This window comes from Mesorhizobium sp. L2C066B000 (assembly GCF_000502335.1).
Lineage (GTDB): Bacteria > Pseudomonadota > Alphaproteobacteria > Rhizobiales > Rhizobiaceae > Mesorhizobium.
Genome location: NZ_AYWZ01000001.1, coordinates 746,577 through 772,932, shown reverse-complemented (window position 1 = coordinate 772,932; position 26,356 = coordinate 746,577). Strand labels below are relative to the sequence as shown.

The window sequence follows — 26,356 nt, the reverse complement described above, 5'->3', positions numbered from 1 at the left end:
CAATCTCTTGTTTTGACGCAATTCCGGGCGGAAAGCCGCCTCACACTTTTCCTGGAATTGCTCAAGACGGCGACAAACCGGCGGCTTGCGCTATCTTACCGGCCATCATGACAAGTGTCGAAGACGCCAGGAAATTTTACGCGCAGCTGATGGCGGCCAATGCCGGCTCGGCCGATCCGCGCCTCGAAGAGGCGTTCGCCACCGTTCCGCGCGAGGCCTTTCTCGGTCCCGGACCCTGGGCGGTAGTCGCCGGCAGGGCGCTCACCACCGGCAACGGCAAGATCATGACGCCGAGCGCCGATCCTGTTCACATCTATCAGGACGTGCTGGTGGCGCTCGATGCCGACAAGGGCATCAACAATGGCGAACCCTCCCTGCACGCCATGTGGATAGGCAGGATCGCCCCCAGACTGGACGAGGCCGTCACCCATATCGGCGCCGGCACAGGCTACTACACCGCCTTGCTGGCGCGGCTGGTTGCGCCCGGCCCGGTGACCGCCTTCGAACTGGAGGCAGATCTTGCTGCCAGAGCGACAAAGAATCTCGAAACCTACGGCAATGTAGGCGTCGTCCACGGCGATGCCGTCACCGGCGATCTGCCGCCGTCCGACATCATCTATGTCAATGCCGGTGTCGTCGCACCGCCGGCTGCCTGGCTGCGGGCGCTGAAACCCGGTGGCCGCATGATCTTTCCCTGGCGTCCGTCCCAGGGCGTCGGCCTGGCCGTGATGGTAACCCGCAACGACAAGGGCTTTGCCTGCGACCCCTTCATGCGCTCGTGGTTCATCCCCTGCGTCGGCGCCTCGGCGGCCGGTTCGGCGGCCAAAATCCCCGACCTCCAGAAGGCGGCGCGCAGCCGTTCGATCTGGCTGACATCAGACAGGGCGCCGGACCGGACCGCCACCGCCATCATCGGCGACGTCTGGTTTTCGTCGCAGGCGCTTGGCGGCGGGCGACGGCGGTAGGTACCCTTGTCGGCCGGCAGCGTTTTTTTGCCAACGCCTGTCGGGCGGCCGCCGGCCTGTCCGTCCTTAGATCGAAATCCGGCCCTGACGGCGCGGATCCTGGAAAAGGAAAATCCAATGCGAAAGATCATCGCTTCCACCTTCGTCAGCCTCGACGGCGTCATGCAGGCGCCAGGCGGCCCGGAAGAAGACCCGGTTGGCGGCTTCGAATTCGGCGGCTGGACGTTCCACTACTTCGACGAGGTGGCGGGGGTGGCCATAGAGGAATTGTTCTCCAAACCCTTCGCCCTGCTGCTCGGCCGCAGAACCTACGACATCTTCGCCGCTTACTGGCCGTATCAGAAAGATGCCATCGGAGATGCCTTCAACCCTGCGACTAAATGTGTGGCGACGCATCGGCCGGATTCGCTCACCTGGGAAAATACGCAATGGCTTGGAGAAGATATCGTCGCGGCGTTGCGCCGCCTCAAGAAGGAAGATGGGCCTGACCTGCTCATCCAGGGTTCGAGCGAGCTGATCCAGACTTTGCTCGCCAACGGGCTGATCGACGAGATCCGGTTGATGATCTTCCCGCTGCTGCTGGGCAAGGGCAAGCGGCTGTTCGATGGTGGTGCGATGCCCGCCGCTTTCAAGCTGGTCAAGTCGCAGGCCACTACCACAGGCGTCATCATGGCGACCTACGAACGCGGGGGTGAGGTCAAGGTCGGGTCGTTCGCTACGCAGAAGCCGTCAGAGGCCGAGCTCGAGCGGCGTAAGAACTGGAAGTAACAGGGACAGGCTTGGCACCTTTCCTCTCCCCCGATCGACGGGGGAGAGGAAATGCAAGTTCTGTCAAGCCGCCACAGCCCGCCGTGCCAACCCACCCCGGATATACCGCGCGAACTCCTGCGCTGCCGGCGCCGTGCCGTACTTCGGCAAATGCAGATTGATGGAAAAATTCGGCAGCGGCGGCAGCCCGGCATCAAAAGCCAGGATGTCAAGATCGGCAGGCACGGTGGAGGCCAGCCAGGCGGTGACGGCAAGGTCGGAGCGCACTGTCGCGGTCGTGGCGTCGATGTTGCCGTTCTCGAACACGGTGCGCCATTCCAGCCCGTGCTCGTTCAGCGCCGACAGCACCACCGGGCGGAAGGCGCAGGTGTCGGCGACGATCGACACCGGCAGCGGCCGCTTGGCGCGGGCGACGCCGCCCTTGGCCCCCACCCAGACCAGCCGGTCAATGGCCAGGCACTCACCGGCGGACGGGCCGACCGGTTCCTCGATGACGGCAAGGTCGATGGTGCCGGCTGCAAGAGCCGCGGCAAGATCCGGCGAGGCGGCGCAGAGTAGGGATATCTCGATCTTCGGATAGGTCTCGGCATAGGCTTTCAGCACCGGCGCCAGCAAGGTGCCGACAAGGTCATAGGGAACACCGAGCCGCACCTGGCCGGCGACCTCGGTGCCCGCCATCTCGGCCCAGATCTCGTCATTGAGGCCAAGCAACCGTTTGCCCTTGCCGAACAGCCGCTCGCCGGGCCGCGTCAGCCGCAAGCCACGCCGGTCGCGCTCGAACAGGCTGCAGCCCAGCGCCTCCTCCAGCCTTTTGATCTGCTGGCTGACGGCGCCTTGCGTCAGATGCAGCGCGTTCGCCGCCGCCGTCATGCTGGCCTTGTCGGCGACAGTGACGAAGGTGCGGATCAGCGCTGTGTCGAGGTTACGGATCATGGTTGGCATTATACCTACTAATGCCAACCATCGCAAACATTGCATTTACTGAAGTATGCAGAAGTCTACCGTAGGGCCTTCGATGGAGGACGCCTCATGTTGCAGCCCATCTTTCCGCTCATCCTGTTTGCCTTCGTGGCCACCGTCACGCCGGGAATCGCCACCACCCTGTCGACTGCTTCAGGTGCGCAGTTCGGCTTTCGCCGTTCCGTTCCCCTATTGATCGGCAGCGCTGCCGGCCTCGCCACCGTGACCGCTGCTGCCGCCGCCGGGCTCGCCGGTCTGCTGCTGGCCATGCCGTCGCTGCAACTGGCGATGAAAATCATCGGCTCGCTCTATCTCATCTGGCTGGCAATCAAGATCGGCCGCGCCGGGCCGCCTGATCTCGATGTGGCGATGGCAAAACCCAACAGCTTCTTCGGCGGCGCCGGCATTCAATGGATGAACCCGAAGGGCTGGGCGATGGGACTGGGTGCGGCGGCCTCGTTCGCAGCCCTTGCCGACGGTCCGGGACAACTCGCGCTGCTGCTCGGCTCGACCTTCGGCTTCACCGCAGCCATCTCGCTGTCGATCTGGTGCGTGGCGGGCATGGTGCTGGCACGGCTGCTCAAGACCGAATGGCAATGGCGCGCGCTCAACATCGTGCTGGCGCTGGTGCTGGCTGCGTCGATCATACCGATGTGGCGGGGAGCGTAAACGCAGAGGTCGGCGCCAGTACCGCACCCGGACCTGCGGTCCGACCTCCCCACAAAGGGGAGGTAGGGGAGCGCGCACTTTATCCTCCCCCTTGTGGGGAGGGCCGCGAACGAAGTGAGCGGGGTGGGGGTCCTGGTTCGCGAAGCGAACCAGCTACTCTCAAGCCGCGTAACGCGCCGCCGGCTTGTCGGCGTGCAGGCTGCCGTAGAAGACTTGCCTTGCGCCGAGGAAGGTGTCGAGCTTGGCTGTGTCGGCAAGTGCCGGCACGGTGACGGCTTCGCCCCTGGATAGGCCCACAAGCGCGGCATCGACCATATCGTCGGCGGACATGATGATCTCCTTCGGCAGATTGTGGATATCGCCACCGGCGAGCTCCCAGAAATCGGTGCGGGTCGCGCCCGGCAGCACCGCCTGCACCTTCACATTGGTGCCGGCGACTTCGCGGTGCAGGGCCTCGGTGAAGTTGACGACATAGGCCTTGGTACCGCTGTAGATGCCGCCGAACGAGGTATCATAGGCGAGCACAGAGGCGATGTTGACGATGGCGCCGCGGTTGCGCGCAAGAAGCCCCGGCAGAACGGCGCGGGTCAGGCGGGTCAAGGCGATGACGTTGACCTTGATCATGCGCTCGGCCTCGTCGGCGTCGGCCGTTGCCACCACGGCCTGGCCGCCAATGCCGGCATTGTTGACCAGCAGCGTGACGCTGTCGTCGGCTGCGATCGCCTGCTCGACGCGGCGCACATCATTGTCGTCGGCGAGGTCGGCTGATATCACGCTGACCTTGCGCTTGTAGGCATAACGCAGCTTTTCAGCCAGTTCCTGCAGCCGGTCGGCGCGCCGCGCCACCAGCACCAGATCGTAGCCTTGCCCGGCCAGCCGGTCGGCATAGACAGCACCTATGCCGGCCGATGCGCCGGTGACGACTGCGGTACCCTTGTTGTCCTGTCCACTCATTGTCCTGTTCCTTTTTCTGCCCGGCGAGACAGGTCGATGACCCTCGTCCCGCCCTGACTTCCAATTAGTGGTATATGCCACCATCCTGGAAGTAGGTATATGCCACTATCTTGTCAACGGAGGCGGCAGAAACTATTTCTGCGACAGGCCGGCAGCGGTTTTGCCGGCAAGGAGTCGTGATGAGCAAGACCGTGCTGCCGGGATTCAGCCTTTGCAACAACGCCACGCTGCGGCGCGCCGCGCGCAAGCTCGGCCGCTTCTATGACGATGTAATCTCGCCTTCGGGTCTGAAGGGCACGCAGTACGGCCTGCTCTACCAGATCCATGTCAGCAATGAGCCGGCGATGGGCACGATAGCCGAAGCGATGGTCATGGATCTCTCGGCGCTCGGCCACACGCTGAAGCCGCTGATCCGCGACGGCTATGTCGACACCTTCGCTGACAAGGACGATCGCCGCGTCAAGCGGGTGCGGCTGACCGACCAAGGCCTGGCCAAGCTCGAGGAGACGACGAAATTGTGGACCATTGCCCAGCAGCGCTTCGAGGCCCTGGTCGGCCCGCAACGAGCGGCAGATCTGCGCGCTATGCTGGATGAAGTCGCGGCGCTGGACTACGACGTGCCCGCGGCCGCCCCTTCAAGCTGAAAGAGCGGCCGCCGGTCCTTTGCAAAGATCTATTCGGCCGGCATGGCGACCGGCCGGGCCGCCCAGCGGCCGGCCAGCACCGCGCCAAGCCCGATCAGCGGGAAGATGGCGGCGACCAAGCCGAGATCGGCCGGCACGCCGTAGCGCAGCACGGCGCCGCCGACCACAGCACCCAGCGCCACGCCGAGATAGAGCGCCGAAGCGTTGAGCGACAGCACGATCGGGGCGGCGTCGGGCGCCAGCTTGATGATGCGGCTGGCCTGCGCCGGCGGAAATGCCCAGCCGACCATGCCCCACGGCACCATCATGGCCATCAATGCCGGCCCGGCGAGATGCTGCGGCAGGAAGGTCGGGATGACCGAGAGCATCACCAGCATGACGGCGCTCAGCGCCAGCGACCAGCCGACGGTGCGCGTCGCACCAAAACGGTCGGCCGCCTGGCCTCCGGCTATGTTGCCGATGACGGCGCCGACACCGAAGGCGAGCAGCATGCCGGGCAGCGCAATCGGGCTGAGGCCGCCGCTCTGGATGGCCAGCGGCGCGATATAGGAAAACACCGAGAAGGCGCCGATCAGGGCAAGAGCGGTGGTCAGCAGGATCGGCATGACGCCGGGGCGCAGCGCCGCAGCCAGGCGCCGCCTGAGCGGCAGCTTGGTGCCGACAATTCCGCGCGGCAGCCGGTACCACAGGATGGCGCCGACCAGCGCGCCGAGCCCGGCAATGGCAAAGAAGGTCCCGCGCCAGCCGGCTATCGTGGCAACTAGCGCGCCGAGCGGTGCACCCAGCGCAACCGCCACCGTGGTTCCGCCGACGACGACTGCAATGGCCCGCGCCCGGTGGTGGTCATCGACCAGCGCCACCGCCGTGCCTTGAGCGGTAGCGGCAAACAGGCCTGACGACAGCGCCATGATGATGCGGGCAATGAGCAGCAGCTCGAAGGACGAGCTCAGCGCCGCCACCACATTGCCGATGACGAAGAACGCCAGCGTCCACAAGATGACGCGGCGCCGGTCCCATTCGCCGGTCAGCGTTGCCAGGATCGGCGTGCCGATGGCGTAAGCCAGCGCGAAGGCGGTGATCAGCGTGCCGGCGAGCGGAATGGAAATGCGGGCGTCGGTGGCGATGTCAGGCAGCAGGCTGGAGATGACGAAGCCTTCGGTCGAGATCGTGAACGATCCGAGCGCAAGCCAAAAGAGGCGCTTGTCCATAGGGCGTGTCCTTAGTTCAAAAGTTATTGAACAATTGGACATAACAGGGCGTGATGTCAATGAAGCCAGGTGAAAATAGCTGAAGCCTGCTGACAGCCCTGTGTCAGGACAGCCATTGGGCCAATCGCGAAGCGGACTGTGCATGCCCGCGAAACATGGACGCGTTGAAATCGCCACCGACTGTGCTTAGTTTCGGGCCATGACTTTGCCGCACCCCAATACAGACCAGATCAGCCTGCCGGTTGTGCTCGGCGTGCTTGGCGACCCGACCCGGCTCGCCATCGTGCGCTATCTCGCCAGCAAGGAAGGCGTGCCGCTGAACTGCAGCCGGTTCCTCGACCTCGGCTCCAAGACCAATCTCAGCTATCACCTGGCCAAACTGCGCGAGGCCGGCGTCACCCGCGCCGAAGTGGCTGGCACCAACCGGATGATCACGCTGCGCCGCGCCGACCTCGACGCCCGCTTCCCCGGCCTGCTCGACAGCGTGATTGCGGCGGCCGGAGATGATCCGGCTCTGCCCATCGTCGGTGGCCACGACATCGAAATGCCGGCCTAACCGGTTTAGAAGTCAAGGTCCTAGCGCTGCCAAAAACCGATATGCGGGGCGAGGAGCTCTTCGTCCATCTCGGGGAAGGGTCCGTGGACCTCGACCGGCTTCTGCCCGGAGCCGAGGACTGTGCGCGACGAGAGGTTCATCGTCGGGTTCTCTGCGTGATTGCCGGTCAGCGCGAGAAGCTTGGTCTCCTCGAAGCCGTAGACCAGCCGGCCGATATTGGCCCAGTACAGCGTTCCCGTGCACATCGCACAGGGCTCGCCGGTTGTGACCAGCGTGCAGGACCAGAGGAATTCCGGCGGATAGGCGTCCGCGGCACGCCGGGAGAGCTCGGTTTCGGCGTGGCGCACGGTGTTGATGTTGCCTTGCCGCATCAGGATGCGATCGTCGGGGCCGACGAGCACGCAGCCGAAAGGATGGTGCCCGTGCGCGGCAGTCTCGCGCGCGACGTCATTGGCGGCGCGAAGGTGGGCAACCATCTGGTCGCGGGTCATCGCCTGTCCTCCCCCGGATGAACTCTGGAGCGGCGTGGACGCTAGCAGATGGAGTGCTTCCGCGATAGGCGGGGCTCCCGGCTGTCTCGAACGATCTCAAGGGCTTGATAATGAAGGCAGGGGCTTGATAACGAAGACGGGCCGCAAGCCTCAACGGGCTGCACCAAGGAGCCCGCCGCATGCGCATTGCCGTTCTCGCCGACATCCATGGCAATGTGCTGGCGCTGGATGCCGTGCTCGCCGATCTAGCGCGGCGCGGCGGCGCCGATCTCACCGTCAACCTTGGCGACTGTGTCTCCGGCCCGCTCTGGCCGCGCGAGACGTTCGAGCGGCTCGAAGCGCTCGACCTGCCGACGGTGCGCGGCAACCATGACCGCCGGGTCGCGGTCGATCCGGCCGACGATATGATGTGGGCTTCAGACCGCTATGCGCAGGAACGGCTGACATCAGCGCAGCGCGAAGCCCTGCTCGCCCTGCCCTTCACGCTGGAGATTGTTCCCGGCGTGGTCGCTTTCCATGCGCGGCCCGACCATGACGAGAAATACCTGCTCGACGCGATCGTCGATGGCCAACTGGTGCGCGCGCCGCTTGCCGCTATTCAGCGGCGGTTGCAGGCGCTGGACCCGGCCTGCCGCATCGTGCTGTGCGGCCACAGCCACCGCGCGGAACTGGTCCGTATCCCCGGCGGCCCCTTGCTCTTCAATCCCGGCAGCGTCGGCGCCCCCGCCTATGAAGATGACACGCCCCCGGCGCATGTTTCGGAGCAAGGCAGCCCGCATGCGCGCTACGGCATCCTCACCTTGGATGGCGATGGTCCAGACCGTTTCGAGACCATCGCCGTCGACTACGACCACGAAGCGGCGGCGAGACAGGCCGCACAGGCGGGCCGACCGGAATGGGCGCATGCGCTGAGGACCGGCTTCATGCCCAAACCCTCTTGGCAAGGCTCCGCTTGACCGCACGGCTGCGCCCTGCTTCCGCCTCGCGGCACCAAACATCGGACGCATTTTCAGACTTACATGGCCGCGTATCGTCCCTTATAAAACCGCCTTGGCATACGGCAGGACTGCTGCCGCAAGGGTAATCGGCGCACGGCCAAATGATGAGGCGCACAATCCGAACCATTTTGCATCGACTGACTGGCGCTCCGCTCCTGCGGGCAGCCCGGTTGTTGGCGGGTCCGTTGGTGGTGGGCCCGTTGTTGGTGAGCTTGCCGGCCAATGCCGAGGACGCGCCTGCCGACATCGTTTCCATAGTGACCGAGCTCGGCCCAGGCGATCTCCTCAACATCCGCGCCACGCCGTCGCCTGTGGGCAGAACCCAGGCGCGTCTGCCGATCGGCTCGAGCGTCAGGAATTTCGGCTGCAACGAAGTGGACGGCCACCGCTGGTGCAAGGTCGAGGAGATTGACAATCCACTGGTCAAAGGCTGGGCGCCCGCGCGCTATCTTATCCCCGACAATCCGACCGTGGTCGAAGTTGACGCCGTGCCGCCCCAGGTGACCGCCAGCGCTGAAGCCGGCGGCCCGGCGCTCGCGCCCGACATGCCGACGCAGCCGGCCGATGTGGCCGCAGCGCCCCGGACGACTGCACCCGCCGCCTCTGCCGCTCCGGCTGCACCCACTCAGGCTCCACCCACCCCGGCTGCACCCGCGCCGGCTCCACTCGACCTGACGGAGCGCCTTGGCGGTACGGATCCAGGCGCGCCGAAGTCCGCCGCCGAGATCGGCAGGACCGCCATGCAGGATGCTTACGGCCTTGCCTTCGCAGCNCCAGGCGCGCCGAAGTCCGCCGCCGAGATCGGCAGGACCGCCATGCAGGATGCTTACGGCCTTGCCTTCGCAGCGAATGAAAGTCCGCCGACGGACGAAATCCCTGCCACAGAGGCTCCGGCAACGGAGGCCACAGGGACGCCGGAACTCGCCGCCGCCGCGTCTGCGGGAGCAGCGCCGGATACAGCGTCCGCGCCGGGGGTACTATCCCCGACGCCACGGCCAGACCAGGCCAAAGCTGCGACCGCTACGCAAACCGTTGCACGGCTGGAACCCCCGCCCGCCACCGCCGACATCCCCTGCGCGCGCTATGTCGGCCAGCCGATGACCCGCTGCCCCGTCAACATCGTCCACAAGGGCACTGACAAGGCCGATATCACCGTGACCTGGCCCGACGGCGGCACCCGCGTCATCTCCTTCAATGCCGGCATGCCGGCCGGCTCGGATTTGGGCAAGGACTTCCGCTTCACAAGGGAAGGCAGCCTCAACATGATCCGCATCGGCGCTGCCGAGCGGTTTGAGATTACGGATCAGCTCGCGCTGGGGGATTAGGTGTTGGGCAGTAGGGAATGGGCAATAGGCGCCTTAACCTCGCTCCTGCCCAATCCCCACTGCCTGATCCCTACTGCCTAATCCCTACTGCCTGGCCTCATTTTCGGGGTTACATCTCCCAAAACTCTTCCCTATAAGGCCCTCCTAGCCTGATACCAGAATCGCAAGCACAACCGGCCGGGTCTTCCCGTCCCGGTTTTTCGTGCAAGCCGCTCGCCGAACGGAACTCACAACGATGCCAAGACGCACCGACATCAAGTCGATCCTGATCATCGGGGCCGGCCCCATCGTCATCGGCCAGGCCTGCGAGTTCGACTATTCCGGCACACAGGCCTGCAAGGCGCTGAAGGAGGAAGGCTTCCGGGTCATCCTGGTCAATTCCAACCCGGCCACCATAATGACCGACCCGGAACTGGCCGACGCCACCTATATCGAGCCGATCACGCCTGAGGTGGTCGCCAAGATCATCGCCAAGGAACGGCCCGACGCACTGCTGCCGACCATGGGCGGCCAGACCGCGCTCAACACCGCTCTGTCGCTGCGCCGCATGGGCGTGCTCGACCGCTACAATGTCGAGATGATCGGCGCCGACGCCACGGCGATCGACAAGGCTGAGGACCGGGCGCTGTTTCGCGAGGCGATGAAGAAGATCGGCCTGGAAACGCCGAAGTCGATGCTTGCCAATGCCACCGATGTTAAGAACGCCGACCGCAAGACGCATGAGGCCGAGCGCGCCGCCGTCAAGGCCGAGGCGCCTGCCGACCTCGATGCCGCGCTCGACGCGCTGGAAACCCGCTGGAACCTCGGCGAAGGCGACCGCAAGCAGCGCTACATCAGCCATGGCATGGCGATTGCCGCCCAGGCGCTCGACCATGTCGGCCTGCCCGCCATCATCCGCCCGTCCTTCACCATGGGCGGCACAGGCGGCGGCATCGCCTACAACCGCGCCGAATTCTACGACATCGTCCAGTCCGGCCTCGACGCCTCGCCGACCACCGAAGTGCTGATCGAGGAAAGCGTGCTCGGCTGGAAGGAGTATGAGATGGAGGTCGTCCGCGACAAGGCGGACAATTGCATCATCGTCTGCTCGATCGAGAACATCGACCCGATGGGCGTACACACCGGTGACTCGATCACCGTCGCCCCCGCGCTGACCTTGACCGACAAGGAATACCAGATGATGCGCAACGCCTCGATCGCGGTGCTGCGCGAGATCGGCGTCGAGACCGGCGGCTCCAACGTGCAGTTCGCCGTCAACCCGGCCGACGGTCGGCTGGTCGTCATCGAGATGAACCCGCGCGTCTCGCGCAGTTCCGCCTTGGCTTCGAAGGCGACCGGCTTCCCCATCGCCAAGATCGCGGCCAAGCTCGCCGTCGGCTACACGCTGGACGAGCTGGAGAACGACATCACCGGCGGCGCCACGCCCGCCTCCTTCGAGCCAAGCATCGATTACGTCGTCACCAAGATCCCGCGTTTTGCCTTCGAGAAATTCCCCGGCGCCGAGCCGGTGCTGACCACCGCCATGAAGTCGGTCGGCGAAGTCATGGCCATCGGCCGCACCTTCCAGGAATCGCTGCAGAAGGCTTTGCGTGGACTGGAAACCGGCCTTACCGGCCTCGACGAAATCGAGATCCCCGGCCTCGGCCACGGTGCCGTAGCTGCCAACCACGCCGACGACCGCAACGCCATCCGCGCAGCGCTCGGCACGCCGACGCCCGACCGGCTGCGCATGGTGGCGCAGGCGATCCGCATGGGCACCTCGCTGGAAGACGTGCACGCAATGTGCAAGATCGACCCGTGGTTCCTCGAACAGATCGCCGGCATCGTTGCCATGGAAGCCCGCATCCGCGAGCACGGCATTCCGCAAGACGCCGTCAATCTGCGCATGCTGAAGGCGATGGGCTTCTCCGATGCCCGCCTCGCGTCGCTGACGAAGACCGACGCCGAAGTGATTCAAAAGGTTCGCGAAAAGCTCGACGTTCATCCGGTTTATAAGCGCATCGACACCTGCGCCGCCGAGTTCGCCTCGCCCACCGCCTATATGTACTCGACCTATGAAGTGCCCTTCGCCGGCGCGCTGGCCAATGAAGCGCAAGTGTCGTCGCGAAAAAAAGTCGTCATCCTCGGCGGCGGTCCCAATCGCATCGGCCAGGGCATCGAGTTCGACTATTGCTGCTGCCATGCCGCCTTCGCTCTGCGCGACGCCGGCTATGAAGCGATCATGATCAACTGCAACCCCGAGACGGTCTCGACCGACTACGACACCTCCGATCGGCTCTATTTCGAGCCGCTGACGGCCGAAGACGTGTTGGAGATCCTGCGCGCCGAACAGGCCTCGGGCGAATTGGTCGGCGTCATCGTCCAGTTCGGCGGCCAGACGCCGCTGAAGTTGGCCGATGCGCTGGAGAAGGCCGGCATCCCTATCCTGGGCACGTCACCCGACATGATCGATCTCGCCGAAGACCGCGACCGTTTCCAGAAGCTCTTGCACAAGCTCAACCTCAGCCAGCCGAAGAACGGCATCGCCTATTCGGTCGAGCAGGCTCGCCTCGTCGCCGGCGAGCTCGGCTTCCCGCTGGTGGTGCGCCCCTCTTATGTGCTCGGCGGCCGCGCCATGCAGATCATCCATGACGAAGGCATGCTGCAGAGCTACCTGCTCGACACCGTGCCCGGCCTGGTGCCGGAGGACATCAAGCAGAAATACCCCAACGACAAGACCGGCCAGATCAACACGCTCTTGGGCAAGAACCCGCTTTTGTTCGACACCTATCTCTCGGGCGCCATCGAGGTCGATGTCGACTGCCTGTGCGACGGCAAGTCGACATTCGTCTCAGGCATTCTGGAGCACATCGAGGAGGCCGGCATCCACTCCGGCGATAGCGCCTGCTCGCTCCCTGTTCACTCGCTGCCTTCCGAGCTGGTCGACGAGCTGGAGCGCCAGACGGCGGCGCTTGCCCGCGCGCTCAACGTCGGCGGCCTGATGAACGTGCAGTATGCGATCAAGGACGGCACGGTCTATGTGCTGGAGGTCAACCCGCGCGCATCGCGCACCGTGCCCTTCGTCGCCAAGACCATCGGCCGGCCCATCGCCAAGATTGCCGCACGCATCATGGCCGGCGAAAAGCTGGAAGACGCCTTCGCCCATTACGGCGCGATGCCCGACCCGAGAAACCCCGGCCACATCGCGGTCAAGGAAGCCGTCTTCCCCTTCGCCCGCTTCCCCGGCGTCGACATATTGCTCGGCCCCGAAATGCGCTCGACCGGCGAGGTCATGGGCCTCGACCGCGATTTTGCGCTGGCCTTCGCCAAGAGCCAGCTCGGCGCCGGCGTCGATCTCCCCCGCTCCGGCACGCTGTTCGTCTCGGTGCGCGACGAGGACAAGGCCGGCATCCTGCCGGCGGTCAAGCGCCTCGCCGGCCAGGGCTTCAAGGTGCTGGCGACATCCGGCACGGCCCGCTTCCTCGCCGAAAATGGGGTCGACGCCCAGAAGATCAACAAGGTGCTGGAGGGCCGGCCCCACATCGAAGACGCCATCCGCAACCGCCAGGTCCAGATCGTCTTCAACACGACGGATGGCCAGAAGGCGGTATCGGACTCGAAGTCCCTGCGCCGCGCCACGCTGATGCAGAAGGTGCCGTATTATACGACGCTGTCGGGCGCCGCGGCGGTGGCCGAGGCGATTACGGCGCTGAAGGCGGGGAGCCTGGAGGTGAGGCCACTGCAGGAGTATTTTGCGTAGGGCATCGCCGAATGCCAGCTAGTGGTTCTAACCACGTGCCAGAAATTCCTTCGTACTATCTATAACCTCAACCAAGTTCTGGATTGGGGTTATCTCCCAGGTCTGAATGAACGCTCGCGAGAGAAACAGGTTCAACGGGCCTGGTTGTGTCGTCGGCGGCAGCTTTGAACCATCTGCTTCTTTAGCTTTTCTAAGAATGGAAAATTGTATCTGACGAAGATAGTATATGTCATTGTAAAGAAAGTTTAATATATCGCAAGATCGAAACATGACGTTCAGCGACAACTTTCCGTCTCTATATTTAAAATCTCCGCTTGTAGGACAAGGGACGTAGCCAGGCCATCTTTTATTGTATAAGTCAGAAGGCCTAAAGAAAGTAAAAACGTGGGTACTAGCACGCGGAAACGCTGAGACTTCGCTTACTATTTTATCGATTTGGTTGATGGCATTTAGCGGGACAGGTCTAGAAGCTGTGTCGGGAAAATTTTCTAGCCGGCTGCGATAGCTAGGTTTGCTAACTCGATTCTTTTCCGAGGTATAGACACGAGCCGTTCTTTCGATCGCCTTTAGTCCCCGAATACCAAGCAACTCGCCGTACTCATAGCGTCGCTCAGCGAAATATGTGAATCTTTCCGGTGAATATGGTATAAATATAACTAGAGGGCTTATCTCTAGCGATCTTTTAACCCGCTTGCCTTGTAAAAAAACTTCGGAGATCGCCCTGCAACAGGCACCAGTTTCCGATTTTGACGTTATTGCGTAAGTCATTAATTATTTCTTTTGCGGGTGAACACATCAGAACCGCCAACGCCAAACCGAAGAAAAACATCGACGTGACGGTTCCCTTTTTTGTGACACTATACATCTTCTTCAGATTGGTTTGCCGATAATTCTGCAGAAGGTACAAAATGAATACCTGCTGGAGATCTTCTTTTAGCATGACTTCACGATCTAAAGATCCGGAAATAGCTTTCAAGAAATTTCTAAAATTTCTCCGAACATCTTCAACCGCCGCCTCCTTGTCGTCGTGCCCGAACAGATCGTCGAGATCGTCTATAACATCGCCGGAAACCGTATACCTGTAGTACCAGCTTTTGATGTCAGCGGCTTTTCTATGGGGATGATTTTTCTCAGAAACGTGAGTGTACATCACGATCAGGCGGCACGCCGTAATTCCGAGTACTATCAAGCCCAAGCCAAGAAAGAAAACAAAATATCTAGATCCTCCAACCGAATTAACTATCGCAGCCGCAGCAGCAATAAATGATAGCATGCCTAGAGCGGCTTGAAACAACTTACCACGCTGATCTTCATACCAATCGTGGCGCCCAACGGCGTACTCGATCATACGATACGCTCTATCTTGCAAATCGCCGTTTTCGCCAAGTTCGTATTCGGCAGCGACCTCCGATAATTTCTTGCGAATTTGGGGCTGCATAGTTGGCCTTTGGTGCGAGCGTATGGATGAGTCTCACCGTCGATTAGAGCATATAACGCGCTACTACATCCACGTGTTGTTATCGACCCACGGCAACGAATCCGAAAATAAGACTTTCAGAATAGCCCCTCACCCCTGCTCCGGATACGGCATCCCATGCTTTGTGCAGGAACCACCAGCCGACTAGGCTTATCATGTCGATGTCGGAGCAAGTGATGACATCGTCGGGGTCGCGCGAACCGACCTCCAGATAGCGCGTCCTCATCGACGAGCGGTTGATCATGTGGTGGCCGTTGCCGCTGTTTCCGGCGAAGGCGGCGGTAGCTTGCCTCGAGCAGCGTCTCACCGCTGTCTTGGACCAGTCTCAACTCGACAGGGAAGCTCACGCCACCGCCACACACTCGATCTCGATATCGAACTCCATCGGCCACGACGCCACCGGCACGAAACTCCGCGCCGGCGGGTTCGTGGAAAAGTACCTGGCATAGACCCGGTTGATGGCGTTGTAGAAGCCGGAATTGACGGCGTAGATGCGCACCATCACCACATTGTCCAGCGAGGTGCCGGCCGCTTCAGGCAATGCTTCAGCGCCTTCAGCGACGCCTCGGTCTGGGTTTCGATGTCGCCGCGCACCATCTCGCCGGTCACCATGTCCACCGGCGGCGTCGCCGAGATGAACACGAAGCCATTGGCCCTCACCGCCGTCGAGCAGGGCAGCCCGAGCGCCCGCACCTTGGCCGACATGACGGGCACTTCGATGACTTCTTTTTTCACGGTGATGCTCCCTTTGTTTGCCAAGCTGGCGCCAAGGCCCCCTCACCCAGCCTCCGCTTCGCTCGGCTGACCTCTCCCCGAGGGGAGAGGAGCCGGTCAGCGCCAGCGCTTCCCTCTTCTCCCCAGCGGGGAGAAGGTGGCCGCGAAGCGGTCGGATGAGGGGGCCGGCGCCACCTTTAATCGTGAGGAACTTATCCCCCCACCCAGCGAACACCAGCGCCGAAGCATGGTCCAGCCCTCACCCCTGCCCCGGATACAGCGTCCCGTCCTTGTGCAGAAACCTGCCATCCGAACTCGGGCTCATCATGTCGATGTCGGAGCAAGTGATGAGATCATCCGGATTGCGCGAGCCGACCTCGAGATAGCGCGCCGTTGTGGACGAGCGGTTGATCATGTGGTGGCCGTTGCCACTGTTCTTGGCAAAGGTCGCGCAGTCGCCGGCCTTGAGCAGCGTCTCGCCGCCATCCTCGACCAGCACCAGTTCGCCTTCCAGCACATAGACGAGCTCGTCCTCATGGCTGTGCCAGTGCCGCTGGCTCGACCAGCCGCCTGATGGCAATGTCATCAGGTTGACGCCGAAATCGGTGAGGCCGCCGGCATCGCCGAGGCGGTGGCGTGTGCGCTCGGCGCAAGGGGCGTCGAAGGGTGCGGGGTAGCCGGAGCCCTTGCGGACAGGCACGGTGGACAGGTCGAGCTTGGGCATGGGAGCTCCATTGAATTGGTGGCGGCAGTGTATGTCACTGCCGGCGCAGCCACAGAGCCACTTTGCCGCAATGCCTTGCCAACGGCAGGCATCGGCCGTCGCACTCTACGGCGCCCCCTCTGTCCTGCCGGACATTTCCCCCACAAGCAGGGAGATTGGCTGTCGCCTCAGCCTTCGCCAATTTTCACCGTCGCAAGAAAAGCACGGCGCCGACGCTGCTGATCTCCCCACTCGTGGGGGAGATGTCCGGCAGGACAGAGGGGGCGCCGTAGAATGCTATTGGTGGCTAGTCACCAGCCCTCAACCCTGATGCGCCGCCGCGAGTTTCTTCACGTGCTTCTCGTGCATCTGCAGCGTCGGCAGCGTCTTCTTGGCGAATTCCTTCATCGCCGGGTCGTCGCCCGAGTTGGCATAGGTGCTGAAAAGGGCAACGGCCTCCTTGTGCGCGTCCGTCTGCATCTGGATGTACTTGGCGTCAAAATCCTTGCCGCTTGCGCTCTTCAACTCGTCGAGCATTGCCTGCTCCTTCGGCTGCAGGGCCGGCCCCGCGGCTTTGGTCGAACCGGTGGTCTGGCCCTGGCTCAGCGCCGCCTTGAACTCCTTGCCGGCTTTGGTGTGGTCCTTGACCATCTGCTTGGCGAATTTCTTGACGTCAGCCGCCTTGGATTTCTCCTCGGCGAGCTTGCTCGACTGGATTTCGAATTCGTTGGAGCTAGGCACCGTCTTGACGAAGGTTGGGGTATCGACCTTGCTGGCGGCCATGGCAGGCGCGACCGCAGTCGAGTTGGCCGCAAGGGCGGCAGGGGCACCGGCGAACAAGGCGACGGCGGCAATGGTGAGAAGCGTTTTCATCTGAGGTCTCCGATTTGAAAATTTCCCTCGGCTAATCAAACGCGGCGTTGGCGGCAGGGTTGCGTCCGGAGAACTATTCGTCAGCGACCATCTGCCGAAGAGCCGTCCCGAGCCCCTGGCGGACAAACCTCCAGGACAGCACGCCTCGCCATATTGCAGCTGTTCGTTCCAGTTCGGCCGACCCTCAGGCGTGAAATCCATAAGGTCCCACAGGATCTCGCAGATGCCGATGGCGCGCTGATCCTAATGGACGGCGCTGCATTGGGAGCCGGTTGCACTTCCCTGTATTGCGTCTGCAGGTTAGATTTCCGGAGCTGGGGAGACACATGCAAGAGGATGAAGAGATCGATCTGCGCTGCCCGCAAGTGGTGGCCGACAATGCCGCCAAGGGGTTGAGGCTGCGAAGAGAATTCGGCCGGGGCGGCACCGAGATCGGCGTGGCGCGGGCGACGGAACTCAAGAACCGCGAAAAGCTGGCGCCATCCACTATCCGCCGCATGGTCAGCTACTTCGCCCGCCACGAGGTCGACAAGCGCGGCAAGAATTACGGCAATGAAGACAATCCATCGGCCGGCCATATCGCCTGGCTGCTGTGGGGCGGCGACGAGGGCCGCGCCTGGGCGCTTGAGCTCAAAAAGAAGATCGGCAATGCGCCCGATATCTGAGGGCTGCCGTAAAACGACTGGCGGGCCCCAAACCCCCGCCTGGGACCCGCCAAGGAGTGGCTGAACACATGCCGGTGCAGCCCCTCCACATCTGCCAGTCGTCGATCCGCCATCGGTCGAAAGGCATGGATGGTGAGGTAGCATCCGGTTGCGGCGGCCTATGTGAAGCAGTTCACAATCCGAAGGATTTCAACAGCGCTCGAGCAATTCCAGGAAAAGTGGGAACCGGTTTTCCTGGGAAAAGCGCGTAGCCTTTTCCCCAGGGAATTGCGGCAAGAAAAAAGCCCTTACCCTTCCCAGGCGACAGGCACCATTCCCAGCCGCTCGTAGAGCCTGAGCGCGGCGGCGTTCTCGACCGTGTTGGTCTTGAGGTCGACATGGGCCGCGCCTCGATCGCGAAAGGCGTTGAAAGCCTGCCACATCAGCGCTTCGCCAATGCCTTTGCCGCGCGCTTCGGGATGGACCGCGAGGTCCTTGACGAAGGCCCTGGTCCAGCACAGCGCTGCCGCCGCCAGCCGTCCCTTGGCGTCGATGACCAGGAAACACAGCGCCGGGTCGAATTCGGCATCGCTGGATATGCGCGGCCACCATTCGTCGAACGGGCCGTCGGTGCCGTCGTCGAACACCTCGGTCAAAAGCGCATGCAAGGGCTGCGCGTCACCATGTTCGAAGCAGCGCATGGTAAAGCCGGCCGGCCAGTGCGGTGCAACGAGCGTCTCGTCGAGGATTTTGCGCAGCCGGATGTCGTTTGGAGCCGGCGGGCGCGGTTCAGGCATCGCGCTCAGGCGTCGGGCTGCAGCCGGCGGCGCTTGCGGTCGACACCGAGGCCGGTGGCCTCGAGCAGGCCTTTGCGCTTGGCGTCGAAATAATAGCCGGTCTGGTAGAGCCAATCGGCCTTCTTGGCGTTGCCACCCGCCACCAGCCAGGCGCCACGCAGATATTTGACCGCGTATTTCAGATTGGTTTCGGCGTCGAACAAGCCCTTGGCCGGCCCGTCATAGCCCATGCCGCGCGCCGTCGCGTGCTTGATCTGCATCAGCCCCCAATGGCCGTTATTGTAAGCCTTGGGATTGTAGGTGCTTTCGCGGTTGACGACGTGGCGCACCAGATCGACCGGCACCTCGTAGAGAGCAGCGTATTTCTGGATCAGCCGGTCGACGTCGCCGCGCATGCCGGTCGCATGCTCTTCTTCCGGGAGACCGAGGGGCGCGGCGGGGAACTGGCCCAGGGAAGCAGGGTTCTGCGGCACGACATAGGCTACCTGCTGCACGCCGGGCATGGCGTTCTGGCCGCCCTTGGCGGTCGCCGGCATGACAAGGCTGGCGGTCGTATATTGCGCCGCGACCGGCTGTCCGGCGTTGGCGGGCGCAGGCGCCTGCCAGGCATTGGCGGCCATCACCGCAGGCACGGCCGGGGCCGTGGGCGTCGCGCCGGCAAAGGCCGCGGTCGCGGCAACCGGCTGCGCAGCGGCATCGAGCGCTGGCGTGGCCGGCGTCGCTTCGGCCGACTGAACGGGTGTTATGCCCGAGGATTGCGGCAGCACCGAAACCGTATCGGGCAGCGGCACGGTAAAGCCGGCATCGCTGCCGGCAGCGGTCGCGGTTTCGGTCAGCGCAGGCGTGGCCTTCATCTGCGAGGTCGATTGGCAGCCGCTGAGGGCAGCTGCGCCGACGATCACAGAGATCGCGAAAAGGTTGAATTTTGCTGGCAAGCCGCGCGGGTCCGATTTGTCGGTTGTTAAGAAGTCCTTACACCAGCGATTCCTAGTGGGCAATCGGGACCATCTGGTGGTTTTCGGGTGGCGAGAGCCGGGCTCAGATGCCATATTGTTCTGCATATGTACCGGTCGGTATCCCGGTTTTCGCCGCTTTGCGGAAAGGAGCGCATCATGGAAACGGCATCTTCGATCACAGCCGGCCACGCAGTGTTAGAAACAGTGATCGGCTTCATGGGCATCGCCTGGAGCGAAAAGGGCCTGATCCGGCTCTGCCTGCCCGAAAGGAGCCGCGAAGCAGTGGAGCGCCGGCTGATGCGGCATGCCGGTGTTGCCGCCAATACGACTGCGAACATTGGGCAGCCGCAATGGGTGGTCGAGCTGATCGCCTCGATCAAGGCGTATGCGTCAGGCGAGGACGTCGATTTCTCCGGCGTGCCGGTCGATCTCGACGGCGTCGACGACTTCCGTCTCGCCATCTACGACGCGGCGCGAAAACTGCATTACGGCGAAACCACCACCTATGGCGAACTGGCCAAGCGCGCCGGCCAAGCCGGCCTGCCGCGCGAAACCGGGGCAGCGCTGGGCGCCAACCCGGTGCCGCTGGTCATCCCCTGCCATCGGATTCTAGCCGCGGGCGGCAAGATCGGCGGCTTCTCGGCGCCCGGCGGCTCGGCCACCAAGGAAAAGATGCTGGCCATGGAAGGCGTGCGCGTCGGCCCGCCGCCGGCGGCGCAGGTCTCGTTCGGGTTCTAGGAGCTTGAATGGTATGCCGGCTGGGTATGTTGAGATTCAGGTCAGGCCGCACCGAGAAACTATGGTCTTCGAGAACCGAAGCGGAACGTACTTAATGTACGTGGACACCGGAAGCGCAGAAGACCATCGTTCGCAGGCCGGCCTCACCTGAATATCAATATGCCCTAATGACGCCGCAGGAAGCGGCGGTGAAAATGGTCGTTCTCGATCCGCTTGCAGAGATAGACCGGGCAGGATTCGGTGTCGGCGCTCGGCACATAGGCGCGCTTCCTGACCTCGCCGACATTGCAGAATTGCTGGCTCTGCACATAGCGGTCGAAGAGCGGCAGCCCCGGCACGCGCCTGGACTGATAGCGCAGGATGACCGCGCCCTGGCGGGCGATCGTGCCTTGCACCCTGTCGCAGCTCATACGAGTGGGGTCGTAGCGCGAGATCGCCTGCGCCTCGGCGGCCGCGAGCGTCAGGCAGGCGGCAAGCAGAATGGTTTTCACAACCGTTTTCATGACAGTCTCCCAAAACCGGACTAACGCCGTCGGGCGTCCCGATCTTCCCGATTGCTCGACGCTTTCATGCGATTGGGGCGGCCTTTGGGCGGCGCCACCGCAACGCCATTTTTCGAGCCATCTTGTTTTTGGTGCGAAACCCGCCTATATCAGCTCCATTGATATTTCGGCCGATCGATCCGGGCCTCGCGATCTTCGCGTTTGCTGACGTCTATCTCCAAAATCTCGATACAAACCGGCTGAACCTCGGTTCGGTCAAACCAAAGCAAATGCGAGGACTATTCATATGGCAACTGGTACGGTCAAGTGGTTCAATGCCACCAAGGGCTTCGGCTTCATTCAGCCTGATTCGGGCGGTGCGGACGTTTTCGTTCACATCTCCGCTGTCGAGCGCGCTGGACTGTCGACCCTGGTCGAAGGCCAGAAAATCAACTTCGAGATCGAGCAGGACCGCCGCACTGGCAAGTCGTCCGCTGGTTCTCTGAGCAAGGCAGCCTGATTTTGCGATAGCGCGCGCCGGACGAGAGTTCGGGGCGCGCGGCAAGTCACGGATGTACTGACGGTCGCGCGAGAAGCGCGCTGGAGCGGAAAGACCCGACAAGCTGGATCAGCAGATAGCTGCCGGCCCGGACTTAAAGCTCCGATCAGGCTACCGAAAATGGGAAGGCGGGATTTATCCCGCCTTTTTGTTTGTCTGGACTTAAGAGGTCATAGGCGGCCATGGTCCCACCGGTGGTACTTTTGGCCCAATAGTGGTACCATTCGCCCATGACCAAACTTGACCAAATCGAAAAATCTGTCGCCGAGTTGAGTCCTGACGAACTGAAGGCTTTTGCCGCGTGGTTCGAGGCGCTTCAGGCGGACATGTGGGACCGGCAGATCGAAGCGGACGCGCAATCGGGCCGGTTGGATAAGCATGCCGAACAAGCTTTGGCTGACCATCGCGCTGGCCGGACCCGGCCTCTGTGAACCACGTCGCCTCTCCATCATTCTGGGAGGCCTATGAAAAACTGCCATTATCGATCAGAGCAAAGGCCGATAGGCGTTTTGCCAGATTGCGTTATGACCCCTTTGACCCGTCACTGCATTTCAAACAGGTCGGACGCTATTGGTCGGCCAGAGTGGATGACAGTTATCGGGCTGTCGCCATTCGCAACAATGACGATGTGATCTGGTTCTGGATCGGCACTCACACCGACTACGATCATCTGCTGAAGTAGTCCCAAGCCATTCGCGTACGGCCGAAGGCCGCAAGCCCAACCGGGCATCGCGCCCGTTGGCGTCCCGTCCGGAACGAGCCGCGAAGCGGCGGCAAGCGTGAGGACAAAATCAGCGCCGCAGATGCAGCGGCACCACCTTGTTGTCGGCGCCAAGCAGCGCCTCGATCGGCAGCGGCTCCCGGTTGAAGATCGTGCCGGCCAGCGCCGGGCGGCCGAGATGGAACCCCTGTAGCAGGTCGACGCCGCCATCCAGCGCGACGCGCAGATGCACGGATTGCTCGATGCCTTCCACCAGCACCTTGGCGCCGCGATCGTGCAGCGACGAGACGAGCGGCCGGAAGAAGCGCTCGGCGGCAGCGTGGCGGCAGAATTCGGCGAACCAGCCGCCGTCGATCTTCACGATATCCGGCTGGAGTAGGCTCATCCGCTCCGCGGTCGAGTGGCCGGTGCCGAAATCGTCGATGGCGATGCGGATGCCGTGGCGCCGCATCTCTCGCACCAGCGGGGCCAGCACATTATCGTCGGCCGCCTGTTCGGTGATCTCGCAGACCAGCATGGCGGCATGCAGGTCGAGATCGCCGAGATGCCGCGTCATCAGCCGGATCTCGGCCAGCGCCCGCCCGAGATGATCGTTGATCATCGGATTGTAATTGAAGAACAGGTCGAGCCCGTCGACGCCGATGTTGCGGAAGTTTTTCAGATGCAGCATCCGGCACATCGTCTCGACAAACAGGCGGTCGCCCGGCGCGACGCTGTCGAAGAACATGGCCGGTGCAACCGGCATGGAAGCGCGCTGCGGTTCGATCAGCGCCTCGACGGCAACCGCGGCCAACGCGCCACCGCGTGGCGCAAAGATCGGCTGGTAGGCGCTCTTCAGCCGGAACGCGCCATAGACGCCGTATTCGATGCCGACCTCGTCGGCAAAGATCGCTTCGCCGATATCGCGACGCCTCTCGCGCTGCCCGGTCATGGCCCGGTCCTGCGCCCGAACACCCTGCCCGGCCGCGCCGGAGGCGCTGCAGTCGGGCCGGCAGGCGTCTTGCCAGGCTCGGCCGCCGCGACAGACGGCTGCGTATCCTTGCCGAAAGCGCGAAAGCTGGTCGGCGCCAGTTCCGGCTTTGCCAGCACAAAGCCCTGCACCATCGATGCGCCGGATTTCTCGGCTAGTTCAAGCTGCCAGCCTTCCTCGATGCCTTCGAACACCGTCCGGATGCCCTGTAGTTCGAAGTTCGTCACCATGGCAGTCAGCAGGGCAAAGCCGGCGCCGGATTCCATGAGCTGCGTGATCCAGTGCGCATCGAATTTGACGATGTCGGGCTTGAGCTCCTTGATGCGGTTGATGTCGGATTCATCGGCGCCGTAGTCGTCGACGGCAATGCGAAAGCCATTGGCCCGCAGCGCCTCGACAAAGCTGTAGAGCGTTTCCTGCGACGCCGACTTCTGCTCGGTCACCTCGCACACGATGCGGCGCGGATCGATCCCGGCTTCGTGCAGCACCAGCCGCATGTCGCGCAGCGCGTTATCGGCGATGGAGCGCTCGGTAAACACCGACGGGTCGAAATTGACGAAGATCGAAGCCTCTTGCGGCAGGCAGGCGCCGGCATTGAGCAAATGCAGCGTGCGCGTCAGCGCCTCGATATGCAGGCGGTCGCCGGCCGGACAGGTGCGGAAGAAGTTCATCGGCGATTGCGGCTCGCCGTCACGAAACGGCCGGATCAGCCCCTCGAATGCTGCGATCGAGAGCTTGCCGTCCTTGAAGGCGAAGATCGGCTGAAAGGCGCTCTGCAGCGTGTAGGGACCCCAGACACCTGAAGCGGTGCCGTCATCGTGACGGATGATGTGGGCAAGCCCGGTGCTGCGCGACAAGGGTCCCTCGCTCCGCGAGACAGGCGAAATGGCTGGCGATCCTGCCGTCAAAGGTTTTAGCGGCCGTTGATGAATTTATTCTTGCCGGGGATAAGCCTATCGATTGCCGAGCCCGCAGCGCAGAGCGAAACGGTCATGCACGCGCTCCAAAAGCCGATCTTCACAGGTCCTTGACCCCTGGCTCATCCGACAATGCTTGCACTTGCCGGGTCGATGCGACATGAGAAGCGCCGCAGCTGTTTGCGGTTGCGCCGACCCCTCTGGAGATATCTGGTCATGGCCTTTCTTGCCGACGCCCTTGCCCGCGTAAAGCCTTCCGCCACCATCGCGGTGACGCAGAAAGCCCGCGAGCTGAAAAATGCCGGCCGCGACATTATCGGCCTCGGCGCTGGCGAACCGGATTTCGACACGCCCGACAACATCAAGAATGCGGCGATCGAGGCGATCCGCCGCGGCGAGACCAAATACCCGCCGGTTTCGGGCATCGCGCCGCTGCGCGAGGCGATCGCGAAAAAATTCAAGCGGGAGAACAATCTCGACTACAAGCCCGAGCAGGCCATTGTCGGCACCGGCGGCAAGCAGATCCTGTTCAACGCCTTCATGGCGACGCTGAACCCAGGCGACGAGGTCATCATCCCCCGCCCCTATTGGGTCAGCTATCCCGAAATGGTGGCGATCTGCGGCGGCACCTCGGTGTTCGCCGATACTTCGATCGACAATGGTTTCAAGCTCACTCCCGCCGTGCTGGAAAAGGCGATCACGCCGAAGACCAAATGGCTGTTGATGAACTCGCCGTCGAACCCGTCCGGCGCCGCATACACGGAAGCCGAGCTGCGCGCGCTGGCCGACGTGCTCTTGAAGCATCCGCATGTCTGGACACTGACCGACGACATGTACGAACACCTGACCTATGGCGACTTCGTCTTCAGGACGATCGCCGAGGTCGAGCCGAAACTCTACGAGCGCACGCTGACCATGAACGGCGTCTCAAAAGCCTACGCCATGACCGGCTGGCGCATCGGCTATGCCGCGGGTCCCGTCCAGTTGATCAAGGCGATGGACATGATCCAGGGCCAGCAGACCTCGGGCGCCTGCACCATCGCGCAATGGGCCTCGGTCGAGGCGCTCAACGGCCCGCAGGATTTCGTCGCCAGGAACAAGGCGATCTTTCAGGGCCGTCGCGACCTCGTCGTGTCGATGCTCAACCAGGCGCGCGGCATAACCTGCCCGTCGCCGGAAGGCGCCTTCTATGTCTACCCGTCCTGCGCCCAGCTGATTGGCAAGAAGACCAAAGCCGGCAAGATAATCGACACCGACGAGACTTTCTGCTCCGAATTGCTCGAAGGCGAGGGTGTCGCAGTGGTGTTCGGCTCGGCCTTCGGCCTCGGCCCCAACTTCCGCATCTCCTACGCCACGTCGGAGACGCTGCTGGAGGAAGCCTGCACGCGCATCCAGCGCTTTACCGCATCGTTGATCTGAACTGGCGGCACCGAGACATGAAACCCGGCTCCGAGCCGGGTTTTTTGTTAGGAGCAGACCTCAGCCGCCATACTGCTCGCCGGTGACCGCTTCCATCCAATCGGCATGGACGCCGTCCAGCGCTTCCTGCATGGCGACGTGGGTCATTGCCGTCTTCGGACTCGCGCCGTGCCAGTGCTTCTCGCCGGGCTCGAACGAGATCACGTCGCCCGCCTTGATCTCCTGGATCGGCCCGTCCCATGTCTGCGCAAGGCCGGCGCCCGAAGTGACATAAAGCGTCTGCCCCAGCGGATGTGTGTGCCAGTGGGTGCGCGCACCGGGCTCGAAGCTGACCAGCGTGGCTCTGAGCCGGGCCGGCGCTTCCTTCTCGATGATGGGCGTCTGCAACACGCGGCCGGTGAAATACTTCTCCGGTGCGACGATGGTCGGCACGCTGCCGCAGGCAATGATCTTCATCTCTGGTGCTCCCTAAGTTTGGCAGAAGCTCCCCTGCTCCGGTGCCGGCTACCACCCCAGCCGGGGCCAGAACAGGCCGGCACGCACGCGATAGTCCGCGTAGGCTCCGGCCAGCGGCGTGCGCGAAAATTTCTTCTCTTCGTCCAGCGCCGCAAACACATAGAGGATAGCGATCCCGGCGACCGGCACCACCACCCAGATCGACCAGGTCGCGATCCCCCAGCCGATCCAGAAGATGATGTAGGACGTATAGAAGGGGTGGCGGACATGGCCGTAGGGGCCGTCGATCAGCAGGCTGTGCGGATCGTCGGGTGCGAAGGCGAAGCGCAGCCGCGCCTTGCGCGACGTGACAATCGCCCACCAGAACAGGGCAGAGCTCGCCAGTTCGACGGCGAGCCCGGTGAGCTTTGCCGAAACCGGCTGCGATTGGATCCAAAGGATGGCGAGAAAGAACAGCGCCGTGGCGATGACCGCCGCCGATATCACCATGGCGCCTGGCGACATCGCCTGGGATTGGAAATGAGCCCGCATCGACCAGACATATTGGCCAACCGTCGCGATGCTGCAGATCGAGACAAGAAGATCGAGGACTGGTTCCATTGTCGGGATTCCGCGCGTGATTGCCATGGAGCCAGCGATCGTGCCGGCTATCT

Annotated in this window: 28 protein-coding genes and 2 pseudogenes; 14 read left to right on the top strand and 16 right to left on the bottom strand. The window is 62.9% G+C overall.

What is annotated here, in order from left to right:
- Positions 1-107: 107 nt before the first annotated feature.
- Positions 108-965 (top strand): protein-L-isoaspartate O-methyltransferase, encoded by an 858-nt coding sequence (locus X733_RS162160; RefSeq protein WP_023817670.1) that lies wholly within the window; start codon positions 108-110, stop codon positions 963-965.
- Between the two features lie 117 nt (positions 966-1,082).
- Positions 1,083-1,733 (top strand): dihydrofolate reductase family protein, encoded by a 651-nt coding sequence (locus tag X733_RS162165; protein ID WP_023691524.1) that lies wholly within the window; start codon positions 1,083-1,085, stop codon positions 1,731-1,733.
- A 63-nt stretch (positions 1,734-1,796) separates the two neighbouring features.
- On the opposite strand, the gene X733_RS162170 is transcribed toward X733_RS162165, so the two are convergent.
- Entirely contained in the window at positions 1,797-2,666 is an 870-nt protein-coding gene (locus X733_RS162170; RefSeq protein ID WP_023683786.1) for a LysR family transcriptional regulator, read from the bottom strand.
- Between the two features lie 96 nt (positions 2,667-2,762).
- On the opposite strand from X733_RS162170, the gene X733_RS162175 reads away from it, so the two are divergent.
- On the top strand, positions 2,763-3,362 hold the full coding sequence (locus tag X733_RS162175) for a LysE family translocator (protein WP_023683785.1): 600 nt from the start codon (positions 2,763-2,765) through the stop codon (positions 3,360-3,362).
- A gap of 159 nt (positions 3,363-3,521) precedes the next feature.
- Here X733_RS162175 and X733_RS162180 read toward each other — a convergent pair whose 3' ends face one another.
- Positions 3,522-4,316, bottom strand: a complete 795-nt coding sequence (locus tag X733_RS162180; protein WP_023683784.1) for an SDR family oxidoreductase — start codon at positions 4,314-4,316, stop codon at positions 3,522-3,524.
- 179 nt (positions 4,317-4,495) lie between these two features.
- Here X733_RS162180 and X733_RS162185 point away from each other — a divergent pair, with 179 nt between their 5' ends.
- The gene (locus tag X733_RS162185; RefSeq protein WP_023691525.1) at positions 4,496-4,960 is read left to right on the top strand and encodes a MarR family winged helix-turn-helix transcriptional regulator; all 465 of its coding nucleotides are present in this window, start codon (positions 4,496-4,498) and stop codon (positions 4,958-4,960) included.
- A 29-nt stretch (positions 4,961-4,989) separates the two neighbouring features.
- On the opposite strand, the gene X733_RS162190 is transcribed toward X733_RS162185, so the two are convergent.
- The gene (locus X733_RS162190; RefSeq protein ID WP_023817667.1) at positions 4,990-6,168 is read right to left on the bottom strand and encodes an MFS transporter; all 1,179 of its coding nucleotides are present in this window, start codon (positions 6,166-6,168) and stop codon (positions 4,990-4,992) included.
- 199 nt (positions 6,169-6,367) lie between these two features.
- Between X733_RS162190 and X733_RS162195 the strand changes: the two genes are divergently transcribed.
- Positions 6,368-6,724, top strand: a complete 357-nt coding sequence (locus X733_RS162195) for a helix-turn-helix transcriptional regulator (RefSeq protein ID WP_023683780.1) — start codon at positions 6,368-6,370, stop codon at positions 6,722-6,724.
- Positions 6,725-6,744: 20 nt separating this feature from the next.
- On the opposite strand, the gene X733_RS162200 is transcribed toward X733_RS162195, so the two are convergent.
- Positions 6,745-7,215: a nucleoside deaminase gene (locus tag X733_RS162200; RefSeq protein WP_023691527.1), complete on the bottom strand. Its 471-nt coding sequence runs from the start codon at positions 7,213-7,215 to the stop codon at positions 6,745-6,747.
- Between the two features lie 179 nt (positions 7,216-7,394).
- On the opposite strand from X733_RS162200, the gene X733_RS162205 reads away from it, so the two are divergent.
- The 3 genes from X733_RS162205 to carB all read left to right on the top strand — a co-directional run bounded on the left by X733_RS162205 (position 7,395) and on the right by carB (position 13,277).
- Positions 7,395-8,171, top strand: coding sequence for a metallophosphoesterase family protein (locus X733_RS162205; RefSeq protein ID WP_023672422.1), 777 nt, complete (start codon positions 7,395-7,397; stop codon positions 8,169-8,171).
- 248 nt (positions 8,172-8,419) lie between these two features.
- Positions 8,420-9,538: an SH3 domain-containing protein gene (locus X733_RS162210; RefSeq protein ID WP_245274377.1), complete on the top strand. Its 1,119-nt coding sequence runs from the start codon at positions 8,420-8,422 to the stop codon at positions 9,536-9,538.
- Positions 9,539-9,773: 235 nt separating this feature from the next.
- On the top strand, positions 9,774-13,277 hold the full coding sequence (carB, locus tag X733_RS162215; RefSeq protein WP_023817662.1) for a carbamoyl-phosphate synthase large subunit: 3,504 nt from the start codon (positions 9,774-9,776) through the stop codon (positions 13,275-13,277).
- Positions 13,278-13,959: 682 nt separating this feature from the next.
- Here carB and X733_RS162220 read toward each other — a convergent pair.
- From X733_RS162220 to X733_RS162230, 5 genes and pseudogenes are all read right to left on the bottom strand, one after another.
- Positions 13,960-14,715 carry a hypothetical protein gene (locus X733_RS162220; RefSeq protein WP_031193007.1) on the bottom strand — a complete coding sequence of 252 codons (756 nt, stop codon included), beginning with the start codon at positions 14,713-14,715 and terminating at the stop codon, positions 13,960-13,962.
- Positions 14,716-14,794: 79 nt separating this feature from the next.
- A pseudogene (locus tag X733_RS1000000170610) lies at positions 14,795-15,086 on the bottom strand (hypothetical protein); the annotation flags it as partial.
- An 11-nt stretch (positions 15,087-15,097) separates the two neighbouring features.
- Positions 15,098-15,489: pseudogene (locus X733_RS1000000171420) on the bottom strand (RidA family protein).
- A 238-nt stretch (positions 15,490-15,727) separates the two neighbouring features.
- Complete coding sequence (locus tag X733_RS162225) at positions 15,728-16,192, bottom strand: cupin domain-containing protein (RefSeq protein WP_023751212.1); 465 nt, start codon at positions 16,190-16,192, stop codon at positions 15,728-15,730.
- 300 nt (positions 16,193-16,492) lie between these two features.
- Positions 16,493-17,044 (bottom strand): DUF4142 domain-containing protein, encoded by a 552-nt coding sequence (locus X733_RS162230; protein WP_023751213.1) that lies wholly within the window; start codon positions 17,042-17,044, stop codon positions 16,493-16,495.
- Positions 17,045-17,370: 326 nt separating this feature from the next.
- Between X733_RS162230 and X733_RS162235 the strand changes: the two genes are divergently transcribed.
- On the top strand, positions 17,371-17,709 hold the full coding sequence (locus X733_RS162235; RefSeq protein ID WP_023697061.1) for a hypothetical protein: 339 nt from the start codon (positions 17,371-17,373) through the stop codon (positions 17,707-17,709).
- A 287-nt stretch (positions 17,710-17,996) separates the two neighbouring features.
- Here X733_RS162235 and X733_RS162240 read toward each other — a convergent pair whose 3' ends face one another.
- Both X733_RS162240 and X733_RS162245 read right to left on the bottom strand, forming a co-directional pair.
- A complete protein-coding gene (locus X733_RS162240) occupies positions 17,997-18,485 on the bottom strand; it encodes a GNAT family N-acetyltransferase (RefSeq protein ID WP_023724918.1) in 489 nt (162 codons plus the stop codon).
- A 5-nt stretch (positions 18,486-18,490) separates the two neighbouring features.
- Positions 18,491-19,420 carry a lytic transglycosylase domain-containing protein gene (locus X733_RS162245; protein ID WP_023817656.1) on the bottom strand — a complete coding sequence of 310 codons (930 nt, stop codon included), beginning with the start codon at positions 19,418-19,420 and terminating at the stop codon, positions 18,491-18,493.
- Positions 19,421-19,597: 177 nt separating this feature from the next.
- On the opposite strand from X733_RS162245, the gene X733_RS162250 reads away from it, so the two are divergent.
- Entirely contained in the window at positions 19,598-20,179 is a 582-nt protein-coding gene (locus X733_RS162250; protein ID WP_023671959.1) for a methylated-DNA--[protein]-cysteine S-methyltransferase, read from the top strand.
- 164 nt (positions 20,180-20,343) lie between these two features.
- Here X733_RS162250 and X733_RS162255 read toward each other — a convergent pair whose 3' ends face one another.
- Positions 20,344-20,670: a hypothetical protein gene (locus tag X733_RS162255; RefSeq protein WP_023689728.1), complete on the bottom strand. Its 327-nt coding sequence runs from the start codon at positions 20,668-20,670 to the stop codon at positions 20,344-20,346.
- Between the two features lie 298 nt (positions 20,671-20,968).
- Here X733_RS162255 and X733_RS162260 point away from each other — a divergent pair, with 298 nt between their 5' ends.
- The 3 genes from X733_RS162260 (at position 20,969) to X733_RS162270 (ending at position 21,902) form a co-directional block, all read left to right on the top strand.
- Entirely contained in the window at positions 20,969-21,181 is a 213-nt protein-coding gene (locus X733_RS162260; RefSeq protein WP_015316174.1) for a cold-shock protein, read from the top strand.
- A gap of 269 nt (positions 21,182-21,450) precedes the next feature.
- On the top strand, positions 21,451-21,651 hold the full coding sequence (locus tag X733_RS162265; RefSeq protein ID WP_023817653.1) for a hypothetical protein: 201 nt from the start codon (positions 21,451-21,453) through the stop codon (positions 21,649-21,651).
- Positions 21,648-21,902, top strand: a complete 255-nt coding sequence (locus X733_RS162270; protein ID WP_023817651.1) for a hypothetical protein — start codon at positions 21,648-21,650, stop codon at positions 21,900-21,902. The genes X733_RS162265 and X733_RS162270 overlap by 4 nt, the downstream gene beginning before the upstream one ends.
- 109 nt (positions 21,903-22,011) lie before the next feature.
- Here the strand turns inward: X733_RS162270 and X733_RS162275 are convergent, their stop codons facing one another.
- Together X733_RS162275 and X733_RS162280 are read right to left on the bottom strand one after the other, a co-directional pair.
- Positions 22,012-22,872 carry an EAL domain-containing protein gene (locus tag X733_RS162275; protein WP_023817649.1) on the bottom strand — a complete coding sequence of 287 codons (861 nt, stop codon included), beginning with the start codon at positions 22,870-22,872 and terminating at the stop codon, positions 22,012-22,014.
- On the bottom strand, positions 22,869-23,768 hold the full coding sequence (locus X733_RS162280; RefSeq protein ID WP_023683766.1) for an EAL domain-containing protein: 900 nt from the start codon (positions 23,766-23,768) through the stop codon (positions 22,869-22,871). Before X733_RS162280 ends, X733_RS162275 begins: the two co-directional genes overlap by 4 nt.
- A 276-nt stretch (positions 23,769-24,044) precedes the next feature.
- Here X733_RS162280 and X733_RS162285 point away from each other — a divergent pair, with 276 nt between their 5' ends.
- The gene (locus tag X733_RS162285; RefSeq protein WP_023817647.1) at positions 24,045-25,247 is read left to right on the top strand and encodes a pyridoxal phosphate-dependent aminotransferase; all 1,203 of its coding nucleotides are present in this window, start codon (positions 24,045-24,047) and stop codon (positions 25,245-25,247) included.
- A 60-nt stretch (positions 25,248-25,307) separates the two neighbouring features.
- On the opposite strand, the gene X733_RS162290 is transcribed toward X733_RS162285, so the two are convergent.
- Entirely contained in the window at positions 25,308-25,703 is a 396-nt protein-coding gene (locus X733_RS162290; protein ID WP_023817645.1) for a cupin domain-containing protein, read from the bottom strand.
- A 48-nt stretch (positions 25,704-25,751) separates the two neighbouring features.
- Positions 25,752-26,303 carry an isoprenylcysteine carboxylmethyltransferase family protein gene (locus X733_RS162295; protein WP_023817643.1) on the bottom strand — a complete coding sequence of 184 codons (552 nt, stop codon included), beginning with the start codon at positions 26,301-26,303 and terminating at the stop codon, positions 25,752-25,754.
- Positions 26,304-26,356: the final 53 nt, after the last annotated feature.